At 41.6% G+C, this 10,584-nt stretch carries 10 protein-coding genes and 1 pseudogene; 7 read left to right on the top strand and 4 right to left on the bottom strand.

Annotated features, from left to right (window positions below; all coding sequences use genetic code 11):
- Window positions 1-79: 79 nt before the first annotated feature.
- From IM509_RS21935 to IM509_RS21925, 3 genes are all read left to right on the top strand, one after another.
- Window positions 80-1,321, top strand: coding sequence for an RNA-guided endonuclease InsQ/TnpB family protein (locus tag IM509_RS21935; protein ID WP_052276225.1), 1,242 nt, complete (start codon window positions 80-82; stop codon window positions 1,319-1,321).
- A 35-nt stretch (window positions 1,322-1,356) separates the two neighbouring features.
- The gene (locus IM509_RS21930; protein ID WP_052276224.1) at window positions 1,357-2,418 is read left to right on the top strand and encodes a CIA30 family protein; all 1,062 of its coding nucleotides are present in this window, start codon (window positions 1,357-1,359) and stop codon (window positions 2,416-2,418) included.
- Between the two features lie 86 nt (window positions 2,419-2,504).
- On the top strand, window positions 2,505-3,125 hold the full coding sequence (locus tag IM509_RS21925) for a CPP1-like family protein (protein WP_185238103.1): 621 nt from the start codon (window positions 2,505-2,507) through the stop codon (window positions 3,123-3,125).
- Here IM509_RS21925 and IM509_RS21920 read toward each other — a convergent pair.
- On the bottom strand, window positions 3,122-3,817 hold the full coding sequence (locus IM509_RS21920) for an HAD family hydrolase (RefSeq protein ID WP_002801790.1): 696 nt from the start codon (window positions 3,815-3,817) through the stop codon (window positions 3,122-3,124). The two genes, IM509_RS21925 and IM509_RS21920, sit on opposite strands and share 4 nt — an antisense overlap.
- A 59-nt stretch (window positions 3,818-3,876) precedes the next feature.
- On the opposite strand from IM509_RS21920, the gene IM509_RS21915 reads away from it, so the two are divergent.
- Window positions 3,877-4,029: a hypothetical protein gene (locus IM509_RS21915; protein WP_185238104.1), complete on the top strand. Its 153-nt coding sequence runs from the start codon at window positions 3,877-3,879 to the stop codon at window positions 4,027-4,029.
- Between the two features lie 145 nt (window positions 4,030-4,174).
- Window positions 4,175-5,146, top strand: coding sequence for a solanesyl diphosphate synthase (gene sds / locus IM509_RS21910; protein WP_052276222.1), 972 nt, complete (start codon window positions 4,175-4,177; stop codon window positions 5,144-5,146).
- On the opposite strand, the gene IM509_RS21905 is transcribed toward sds, so the two are convergent.
- Together IM509_RS21905 and IM509_RS24425 are read right to left on the bottom strand one after the other, a co-directional pair.
- Window positions 5,143-5,688, bottom strand: coding sequence for a hypothetical protein (locus IM509_RS21905; protein ID WP_185238105.1), 546 nt, complete (start codon window positions 5,686-5,688; stop codon window positions 5,143-5,145). The two genes, sds and IM509_RS21905, sit on opposite strands and share 4 nt — an antisense overlap.
- 130 nt (window positions 5,689-5,818) lie before the next feature.
- Window positions 5,819-5,887: pseudogene (locus IM509_RS24425) on the bottom strand (2Fe-2S iron-sulfur cluster-binding protein); the annotation flags it as partial.
- A gap of 62 nt (window positions 5,888-5,949) precedes the next feature.
- Here IM509_RS24425 and cimA point away from each other — a divergent pair.
- Entirely contained in the window at window positions 5,950-7,590 is a 1,641-nt protein-coding gene (gene cimA / locus IM509_RS21900; protein WP_185238106.1) for a citramalate synthase, read from the top strand.
- A gap of 428 nt (window positions 7,591-8,018) precedes the next feature.
- Window positions 8,019-9,731: a hypothetical protein gene (locus IM509_RS21895; RefSeq protein ID WP_249264950.1), complete on the top strand. Its 1,713-nt coding sequence runs from the start codon at window positions 8,019-8,021 to the stop codon at window positions 9,729-9,731.
- A gap of 201 nt (window positions 9,732-9,932) precedes the next feature.
- Here the strand turns inward: IM509_RS21895 and IM509_RS21890 are convergent, their stop codons facing one another.
- Window positions 9,933-10,427 (bottom strand): hypothetical protein, encoded by a 495-nt coding sequence (locus tag IM509_RS21890; protein WP_002790376.1) that lies wholly within the window; start codon window positions 10,425-10,427, stop codon window positions 9,933-9,935.
- Window positions 10,428-10,584 lie beyond the last annotated feature (157 nt).

Genomic DNA, 10,584 nt, shown 5'->3' with positions numbered 1-10,584 from the left:
CTGATCACTGATTACTAACCGACTTGACATTATTAACAGACCTAGTTAAAATAAATACAGACACACACATATTAACCCAATGAAAGCGAGGTATCAATACCGTATTTACCCAACAGACCAACAAAAGAGGCTTTTGTCTCAGTTGTTCGGGTGTGTGCGCGTTGTCTGGAACGATACCTTAGCTCACTGTCAAGAACTCTATCGACAAGGAGAGAAAAAGCCAAAATATACCGAGTTATCTAAAAGACTAACTCAAGTCAAAAAAACAGAAGAAAAGCAGTGGTTGACCGAGGTTTCTTCTATCCCTTTACAACAGTCTTTGAGAGACTTAGAGACAGCCTATTCTAACTTTTTTGCATCTTGCAAGGGAGAGAGAAAAGGAAGAAAAGTCAAACCTCCTAAATTTAAGAAGCGTAAATCTAAACAATCAGCGAGATTTACTGACAATGGTTTTACCATCAATCAATATCACGTTACTTTAGCAAAAATCGGTGATTTAAGAATAGTTTGGAGTCGTCCATTACCTTCTAAACCTTCTAGCGTCACCGTGATTAAAGATGCAGCAGATCGATACTTTCTTAGTTTTGTTGTCGAGATTCAGCCCGAAATACTTCCTAATAACGGGGAGTCAGTGGGAATTGATCTAGGGATTGCTACTTTTGCGACTCTCTCAACAGGGGAAAAGATAGACGCTCCTAAACCGTTAAAAAAACGATTAAAACGACTAAGAAAGGCACAGAAAAACCTTTCTAGAAAGCAAAAAGGAAGTAACCGACGGGAAAAAGCTAGGAAACGAGTAGCTAAAATCCACGCAAAGATTAAAGACACTCGCACTGATTTTTTGCAGAAACTATCCACTAGAGTTGTTCGTGAAAATCAAACGATAATTTTAGAGGATTTAAACACATCGGGAATGGTTAAAAATCGTAAGTTATCCCGTGCCATATCAGACTTAGGATGGCGTTCTTTCCGAGATATGCTATCGGCAAAATCTGATAAATATGGGCGTGATTTTCGGATAATTTCCCGATGGGAGCCAACGTCTCAGAGATGTTCCTGTTGTGGGAATATCGGCGGTAAGAAAGCGTTGAATATCCGTGAGTGGGAATGTCTTTTTTGTGGGACTTTCCATGATAGGGATGTAAACGCTGCAATTAATATCAAGGTCGCCGGTGGGCAATCGGAGACTTTAAACGGGCGTGGAGGACAGCATAAGACTTCTGTTAAAGAAGCAGCATCCCGTGAAGCGTCAACCCAGCGGTCGGTCGTTCAATTAAGTTTGTTTGATCTGCCTGGAATCACCGTCCGGCCCCGGCGGTGAGGATGTCAACAGTACCTTTTGAGGAGAGAAAAGTTATGGCTGAGTCAAAAAGCTGGGATTTTCAGAGATTTTGGCAAACTCTAGACTATTTTGATAGTATTCCCCTGTGGAGTTGTCTGCAAAAGCTGCTCGGTTTCGGGGAAGATAAAAAAAATCAGCTAACAAATGAGCAAGGGATGAAGACCATTTTAGTCATTGGTGGGGAAAATGCGATCGGTAGAAAAGTAATCACCCAACTACAGCAGCAAAACTATCAAATCCGCGCTTTAGTCGATAATATCGAGTCTGCACGTCAATTATTGGCTGAAAATGTCGATTTATTTGCTCTGCAAACCCCGCAATTATTCACAGGGATTGAGAGAATTATCTACTGTCAAGGGGAGAATAACCGCCATAGTTTAGCTAATTTACTCGATTTATTGAAAAATGCTGGGATAACCGCCGAAAAAACCCTCTTTGACTTTAGCAATCCCAGCAGTGATATAAAAGAAATCTGGGGTGCGGTGGATGATGTGGTAATGGGAGGAGTGAGTGAGAGTCAGATAACCCTAACCGGAGGACGAGCGCTCTTTTCCGGTATCGTTAGAACTGAAAATAACGGCGGTTTTGCCTCAGTTCGTACCAGAAACCTGAATCCTCCCCTAAATTTATCTAACTACGAGGGAATAGAATTACAGGTACAAGGGGACGGAAAACGCTATAAATTAATTCTGCGCTGTGAAGGACGTTGGGATGGTATCGGTTACTGTTATTCTTTTGATACACTTGATCGCACTTGGCAAACGATTTCTATTCCCTTTGGTGATTTAATCCCAGTGCTGCGGGCCAAAACCCTGCGGGAGGCAGCACCCTTTGATAGCAGTAGCGTCTATGCTTTGCAGTTAATGCAGAGTAAATTCGAGTACGATGGGGCCTTAAATCCCCGTTTCTCCCCAGGATTATTTGCTTTAGAAATTGTCACAATTAAGGCCTACGGGGGTAAAAACCGCTTAATTATCGTTAAAGAAGGGGAAATCGCCGAAAAAAGCCTTTTAGATGCCAGTGGTTATCCCTACGAAGCGATCGATTCTGCTCAGATTTTCGCTAAACTTAATTAATTTAAATAAGCTTGCATCTCAAGTTAAACTACAGAACATCGGGTTAAGATCATGACTATCGGGAGCATAATTAAGGAGGTATGTTCATGAGTGAACAGAATCCCTACGAACAACTTGGGGTTACTGAAGAATCCTCTTTTGAAGAAATTCAAGAGGCCAAACAAAGACTGGTGCAACAGTATCAAAATGATAGCAAAATTGTCGAATCGATCGAGGCGGCCTACGATTCTGTCCTCATGGATCGACTGCGGATGCGACAGGAAGGTAGAATTAAAGTACCCGATCGCATTCGTTTTCCCGAACGTCTGACGATTCCGGTGGAAAGTAAACCGGTTACTAGCAGTAAATCTCCTCACTGGTGGCAAAGCTTAATCGATACACCTTCTGCAAGAGATATCGCTGTGCCAGCAGTGATTTACGCTTGTTTAGGAGCAATCACGCTGTTAGTTCCCGATCCCAGTGGCTCCCTCTTACCGCTGCTCCTAGCTTTTGGTGTTTTCGTTAATATCTATTTTTTCAACCGCAAGGAAAAACGTTTTGGCCGCGCCTTACTATTCACTCTCGCTGGTTTAGTGCTAGGAGTCGCTCTGGGAGCGGGATTAGCCAGTTTGGCGGCCAAGGCTGATTTGCATATATTCGGCGATCGCCAAATTTATGCGCTCGTCACTTTTCTGATCTTTTGGGTGATTAGTAGTTTTTTCCGTTAACCAATCGCTCGTAGGGAGCCTAAGATCACGTCCACTGCTTCCCCAAGGTTATTGACGATATAATCAGGCTCGTAGCTCTCTAAACGGGAACGGCTGCGAATCCCCGATAATACGCCAATAACCTTAATATTTTGGCTTTTAGCGGCGGCAATATCCGCTTCCGTATCCCCCACCATCCAAGTATCGGCAGCCGCCGGCAGTTCCTTAGCGGCCTTAGCCATAAGCAGGGTTTTGTCGCGCACGTCGTTGGTTTTGGTGTAATTATTATTTAGACAATAACGACGATTAGCGGCGAAAAAACGACCGATATCGTGGCGATTAAAGGCATGATCTAGCTCGGATACCCGCCGCATCGTCATCACGACTAAATCGATCTTTAACTCTTGGATTTTTTGGAGAGTTTCCAAAGAACCAACCACCGGGCGATCGTGGACAAGATAGGGTAAAGTATGGACAGTTTGACGACGAAGATGGGCAAATTTACGCGCTTGATCTTCATCTAATCCTGACATTTCCCCGATACGCTTCTCAGAAACCTGATCCCGTTTTAACTGCCAGAATTCCGCTTTCGATAATTCCCCGATAATTTGACCTTTATAGGCGGTTTTCTGTAAACAGTCTTGATAAACTTGGTAATATCGCTCCGATACGTCCATTATCGGGCCGTCAAAGTCGCTAATTAGTCTCAACATCGTTCTAATACTTCTCGCTTTATTAATTTTTATATACAAGTTACCCTAGAGTCTTGACAATGACAAGAGTTTTGTCGGGAAAAAGATTAGGGAAGTGGGGTGTGGGGTGTGGGGAAATGGGGAAATGGGGAGGTGAGGAAGTGGGGAAGTGGGGTGTGGGGTGTGGGGTGTGGGGAGGTGGGGAAGTGGGGAAATTTCAACTAAAACCCTAAAACCCTAAAACCCTAAAACCCCAACCCCTCACTGATTACTGATCACTGATCACTGATGCTTCCCCTTCCCTAGTCTGGACGGTTAGCTTAAAATAAATGTAAGGATATGTAAACTTTCGTAACTATCTCGCCAATTGGCTAACCAATGATCCCAACAACTTCTTTATTCGCACCCGTTGACGATGATCTCCGTCTTTTGACCGATAACTTAAAAAACCTCGTCGGCGCTCGTCATCCCATTTTAGCGGCGGCAGCAGAACATTTGTTCGAGGCCGGCGGTAAACGCGTTCGACCGGCGATCGTGTTGCTGGTATCTCGCGCTACTATGTTAGACCGGGATATCACTCCCCGTCATCGTCGATTAGCGGAAATCACGGAGATGATCCACACTGCCAGTCTCGTCCATGATGATGTGGTAGATGAGGCAGAATTGCGCCGCGGTGTTCCCACCGTTAACAGTTTATTTGACAATCGCGTGGCGGTTTTAGCGGGGGATTTTCTTTTCGCTCAATCTTCTTGGTATCTAGCTAATTTAGATAATTTAGAAGTGGTAAAATTGCTCTCGGAAGTGATTCGTGATTTTGCTGAAGGGGAAATTCAACAGGGAATTAATCGCTTTGATACCAGTATCTCCCTGGAAGCTTATCTAGAAAAAAGTTACTACAAAACGGCTTCTTTAATTGCCAATAGTGCCAAAGCAGCTGGAGTATTAAGCGAGCAATCGGCTGAAGTTAATCATCATTTATATAATTATGGTCGCAATTTAGGATTAGCTTTTCAAATCGTCGATGATATTCTCGATTTTACCTCCCCCACGGAAGTATTAGGAAAACCCTCTGGCTCCGATTTGATCAGTGGTAATATCACTGCTCCCGCTCTCTTTGCCATGGAGGAAAATCCCTATATAGAAGTGTTGATCGAACGGGAATTTAGTCAGGAAGGAGACATCGAAAAAGCTCTTGATTTTATTCACTCTAGCCAAGGTATTCCTCGCTCAAAAGAGTTAGCCAATCAGTATGGTCAAAGTGCCTTAAAACACCTTGACTGTTTAGCTTCTTCTCCCTCAAAAGATGTGTTAATCGAGCTAGTAGATTACGTTTTGAGCCGAATTTATTAGGGAATAATAGTTCTCGCCGTAGCAATAGTCCAAGCATCGACTAATAATAAAAATAGGGTGAGAATAAAAAGAATTCCATACATCCAAGGCTGAGAAAGGGGGCGAATATCAGTCATATCCAAGTTAGTTTTTTCTGCGATTATTTTGACCATGCGATTAAATCCCACTACTCGCATCGGCAATAAATAGGCTTTTTCCGAGGAGCGATCAAGGAAATAATAAACTAAACCACCCTGTCCTGTACTGCGACATTTAAGTTCTTTTATATCTGTCCAATTTAACCACCAACCAGAGCGAAGAAAAGCAGGAAACCATTGGGGATAGGTAACTTGTATCCCTGTTTCTGATAAAATGACTCTTTCACTTAAAGCTCCGTATAAAGCGATTAATCCTAAGCTAATTCCTACCCAGAGAAAATTGGGATTAACAGGGGAATTAGTGACTTTTGCTAAAAAGGGTAAAGGGATGGTTAACGCCACATATAAACTTAATAAAGTTACCCGAATTATTGGTGATATCTGAAAAGTTGTTGTCTCGTTCATTTGATAACCTTAATCAGTAAACAGTAAACAGTGAAAAGAAGGCTCCGAACTTGCCACTTAATACTCTAACACTTTAACACTTAATACTGTTCACTCAAAACTCAAAACTGATAACTGATAACTGATAACTGATAACTGAACGGAGATTTTCACCTCGATCGCAGGTGATTGTTTGACCGTAAACTGTTATTCTAGGCATTAGGGGCGTGATTTTAAGTCGCTACAGTTATTAATTAATATTAACACCTATTGACTATTTATATGAACAATGGTAAGCGCATTTGGGTCTATGACACTACTCTCCGGGACGGGGCCCAGCGAGAAGGTATTTCCCTCTCCCTCGAAGATAAAATTAAAATCGCCAGGGAATTAGATCGGATGGGTATTCCTTTTATCGAAGGCGGTTGGCCAGGCGCAAACCCAAGAGACGGTCAATTTTTCTGGAAACTGCACGAAGAACCCCTAAAACAAGCGGAATTAGTCGCTTTTTGTTCCACTCGTCGCCCCCAGATCGAGGCCCGGGAAGATCGGATGTTAACCGCCATTCTCGCCGCTAGAACCCGTTGGGTGACAATTTTCGGCAAATCTTGGGATCTGCACGTCACAGAGGGCTTAAAAACCAGTCTGGAGGAGAATTTAGCCATGATAGGAGATACGATCGAGTATCTACGCTGTCAGGGAAAACGAGTCATTTATGATGCCGAACATTGGTTTGATGGTTACAAAAATAACCCCGAATACGCCCTTTTAACCCTCAAAACCGCCAGGGCTGCTGGGGCCGAATGGTTAGTTTTCTGTGATACCAACGGTGGCACTTTACCCCAAGAAATCGCCCCTATTGTGGAGAAAGTGCGGGAGCAATTGGGTATCGATCCCGATGAGGAAAATGCGCCTCAATTAGGCATTCATGCTCATAATGACGCAGGAACCGCCGTGGCTAACTCCTTAGCGGCAGTTAACGAGGGCGCACGCATGATTCAAGGCACAATTAACGGTTATGGGGAACGCTGCGGCAATGCCAATTTATGTACTTTAATTCCCAATCTTCAGTTAAAAATGGGCTTTTCCTGCCTAGAAGAAAATCAATTAGGCCGATTGACGGGAACTAGCCGAAAAATCAGCGAAATGGTCAATTTAGCCCCGGATGATCACGCTCCCTTCGTCGGACGTTCCGCTTTTGCCCATAAGGGTGGTATTCACGTTTCTGCGGTGGCGAAAAATCCCCTGACCTATGAACATATTAATCCAGAAGCGATCGGGAATCAGCGCCGCATCGTCATTTCTGACCAATCGGGATTAAGTAATGTCTTAGCGAAAGCGCGCAGTTTTGGCATCGATTTAAATAAAGATGATCCCACCTGTCGGCAAATTCTGGAACGTTTAAAAATCTTGGAAAGTGAGGGTTATCAATTTGAGGCAGCCGAAGCTAGTTTTGAGTTATTAATGCGGGAAGCTTTGGGACAGAGAAGCCACCTTTTTGAATTAAAAGGATTCCAAGTTTATTGTGATATGCTCCGGGATAGTGGTAATGCGATTGCGACAATTAAAGTACAGGTAAAAGAGGAAGATTTATTAGAAGTGGCCGAGGGTAACGGACCAGTGGCTGCTTTAGATCGGGCTTTAAGAAAAGCTTTAGTCAAATTCTATCCCGAAATTGCTAACTTTCACCTGACCGATTATAAAGTGAGAATCCTCGATAGTGGTTCGGGGACGGCAGCGAAAACTAGGGTTTTAATCGAGTCCAGTAACGGTCAACAAAGATGGACAACCGTGGGAGTGTCTAGTAATATTTTGGAAGCTTCCTATCAAGCAGTAGTAGAAGGAATTGAATACGGTTTATATCTGCTGCAAAACAATAAACTAGAATTATCGGGTCAATTTTGTCCTTTGGGGATAATTTAAGCAACAGTTATCAGTTATCAGTTATCAGTGAGCAGGCATTGTTATATCATATAGCGGTTTTCACAGAAGTGAGTCCCGATTGAAACGCTAAAACGCCTATCTATCAAGGGATTTACTATATCTTATTAGACTGAAAACCGCTATATTTTTTCTCCCCACTCCCCAATTCCCAATTCATAATTCATAATTCATAATTCCCACTAACCACTGATTACTGTTTACTGTTTACTGATAACTGAATCTCCCGTCTCCTATCTCCCTTATACCTTTTAAACAGGATTTAGTATAATCTCGCCTTGACAGAGTTTAAACACTGATATATTATCAGAAAGAATCCATAATCCGTCCAACAAGAGCAAGCAAGCTTAACTAGGTAATTCAATTGATCAGCCTGTTGAAGCTGTAAATTTCACATAAAATCTTGATTTATGACTACACAAGCTATAGGAAAATCAATGATGTTACTGAATAATAAATCCTTCAAAATTACGACATTTTTAACCATTGCATTGATTACTTGGATCGCCCACTTTTGGTATTTTAATCACTTGGGTTTATACGAAGATGATTACGCTTTCATCGGTAACATACTGACCATGGACTTTTCCAGATTTGTTGACTTTGTTAAGAACATGAATTTGGCATTTTTTCAAGGTAGAGTTGTCGGCTTTAACATCCTCTTCTTCTCTGCATACTTTGCTGGAAAATTGGGAGGATTGCCGCTTATTTATATAAGTGCCTATCTATTGGCATTAACCAATAATATCCTCTTTTATCTATTTCTCCAACGTCTCTGGAATCAACCTATTTTTGTTTTGACGGGTACCCTTGCATTTACTTTATTTCCTGCCGACAACACTAGGGCTTTTCTCACTCATATTCACATTTTGCCCGCCATAACCTTTCTTTTACTCGCTTTTTTAAGTTATCTGAACGATAAAAAAATTTGGTCTTACCTATTGATTACTGCTTCTTTTCTTAGTTATGAGACCTGTTTTTTGCTGTTTATCACCGCACCTTTTCTAACCAAAAAGCCTCAGTCGGAGATATTTAAAGAATTAATTAAACATCTATTCATCTTAGGTACGATTTTCCTAGTTGTTTTAATTCTCAGAAAGTTGACTGGTGATAGCCGAGTTGGAGACTTAGATATAGCAACCGCTATATCTACTCCGATTCGTCAAATAATTACTGGACCATTTGTCTGTTTAGGAACATTTTTCTATCGTCCTTGGCAAACTTTGCACAATCTCGGGGGAGAATTGTTAATTTTTGTGCCTCTTTCATTACTTATGTTGCTATGGCTATTCTTACAAAATTCTCGTTTTTCGGGACTAGATAGTGGGGAAAATTGGCCGATAATTAAACAGTTGAGCCTTCTGGGGATAAGTTTATTATTCTTGGCCTATCCCTTCACTTTTACCGTTCCTGCTACCCTCATTAGTGGACGTGATTCCCGTGTTCATGCGGCTGCCGTGGTTGGAGCTTCTATTCTTGGGGGAATTCTTGGCTATTTGATTGTTTATTTAGCCAATAGTTATCGGCAAAAAAATCTTGCGGCTCTCCTCTTAGCGACTTATTTTTCTTTGTTGGTTGGATTTGGGATTATCGTGCAACAGCAAAATAAACTAAGTTGGAAATATCAGCAAGCTTTTTGGGCTGATGTTATACAATTAGCCCCGGATCTGAGCGATGGACAAGTTATTTTAGTCGACGCTCCTAGTTTACCTTGGGGAAATCAGTTGACTCCTTTTGCTTGGTCTATGCCCAGTGTAGTCGGTCAACTTTATCAATTTCCTTGGCAATGGAAAAACGTTCCTAAACTATATAAGCTCAATCCTGATTGGCAGCAAAAAATCGCCGCCAATGGAGAAATGGCTTTAAATAACGAGAATGGATTGCTGTACTATTATTATCCTTGGGAATCGGCTCGTCAAGTTAAAACTTCGCAAATTATTTTGTTACAGGAAAAAGATGGTAAACTTGTACGCACAACTACTCCAATTGTTGTCGGGACTAAGAAATTCTCCTTTAAACCCCTGACTAATTCAACTCTAGATTCTTTTGAGAAAGCATATTTGTACGATTATTTAATCACGCCTAACAATAAAAAATCTGTCAATTATTTTCAACCTTTTTAAGGTTAGTCAATGTCGAGTAAAATTTATCGTTGAGGTCAGCAATAATTTTCTCTGGTCTGATTAAGTTTTTGCTGTCTTTAATCACTCTTTTATACTAATTCTATCAAGGCAAATTACAGATTGAATCTAAGTACCTCTTAAAAAGGAAAATTTAGAGGGAGCAAATTTTTGTAGTCAGACTTTGGAGCAGTTAAATAACCCCTAGGATAATAACCTAGTAACGAAAGAATTTTGCCAACGACGAGCCAAGGCGCGTAGATACATATTAACGGGAAACTGATAATATTCGATAATTAACCAGAGTAAACAAATAGCATGGCAAATAAAGGTTAAAATCGACCAAAATAGAGGCACCCATGACAAAGGACTCCCCTCGATTGGAGGAAAAAGATAGGCCCCCGTAGCCACAATTGCTGTGGGAAAAATCACAAATCCTAAACCGATAATTAAGTAAAAACCTGCCATCTCCACTCCTTCTCTCGGTAAACCCTGCCAATACTTACCATTCCAATACCAAGTTAAGGGTAATTGACTATCGGCCATTTTTAAAACTTGTTGTTCTAAATTAGCAGTAAAAATGTGTTGACAAAAGTTACAAGCATATGCTTCCATGAGTGGTAAAGCGGCAATTTTACCATGGCGACAGACGGGACAAGAATAGGTATCGTGATAGTTTAATTGGGTTGGCTCGGTCATGGTTAATGTGAGTACGATTGACACTCCCGTCGCGCTTATGCGAGGGATTCTTGGTTCACTGACTCAAGTTGTCTTAGCAGGTATTTCTACCAACCAAAATAGAGCTTAAATCTCCCCAAGCGTTTAGGTCTGACGACCAGCTTCCGATATGCCCTAT

It is taken from the genome of Microcystis sp. M31BS1, from assembly GCF_020245285.1.
GTDB classification, from domain to species: domain Bacteria; phylum Cyanobacteriota; class Cyanobacteriia; order Cyanobacteriales; family Microcystaceae; genus Microcystis; species Microcystis panniformis.
The sequence above is the reverse complement of the archived record's forward strand: the minus strand, read 5'-3'. Positions and strand labels throughout refer to the sequence as shown.

What these genes read in the sequence shown, in the direction of transcription:
- IM509_RS21935 (WP_052276225.1), top strand. Translation starts at nt 80, where the DNA reads ATGAAAGCGAGGTATCAATACCGTATTTACCCAACAGACCAACAAAAG.
- IM509_RS21930 (WP_052276224.1), top strand. Translation starts at nt 1,357, where the DNA reads ATGGCTGAGTCAAAAAGCTGGGATTTTCAGAGATTTTGGCAAACTCTA.
- IM509_RS21925 (WP_185238103.1), top strand. Translation starts at nt 2,505, where the DNA reads ATGAGTGAACAGAATCCCTACGAACAACTTGGGGTTACTGAAGAATCC.
- IM509_RS21920 (WP_002801790.1), bottom strand. Translation starts at nt 3,817, where the DNA reads ATGTTGAGACTAATTAGCGACTTTGACGGCCCGATAATGGACGTATCG.
- IM509_RS21915 (WP_185238104.1), top strand. Translation starts at nt 3,877, where the DNA reads ATGACAAGAGTTTTGTCGGGAAAAAGATTAGGGAAGTGGGGTGTGGGG.
- sds (WP_052276222.1), top strand. Translation starts at nt 4,175, where the DNA reads ATGATCCCAACAACTTCTTTATTCGCACCCGTTGACGATGATCTCCGT.
- IM509_RS21905 (WP_185238105.1), bottom strand. Translation starts at nt 5,688, where the DNA reads ATGAACGAGACAACAACTTTTCAGATATCACCAATAATTCGGGTAACT.
- cimA (WP_185238106.1), top strand. Translation starts at nt 5,950, where the DNA reads ATGAACAATGGTAAGCGCATTTGGGTCTATGACACTACTCTCCGGGAC.
- IM509_RS21895 (WP_249264950.1), top strand. Translation starts at nt 8,019, where the DNA reads ATGACTACACAAGCTATAGGAAAATCAATGATGTTACTGAATAATAAA.
- IM509_RS21890 (WP_002790376.1), bottom strand. Translation starts at nt 10,427, where the DNA reads ATGACCGAGCCAACCCAATTAAACTATCACGATACCTATTCTTGTCCC.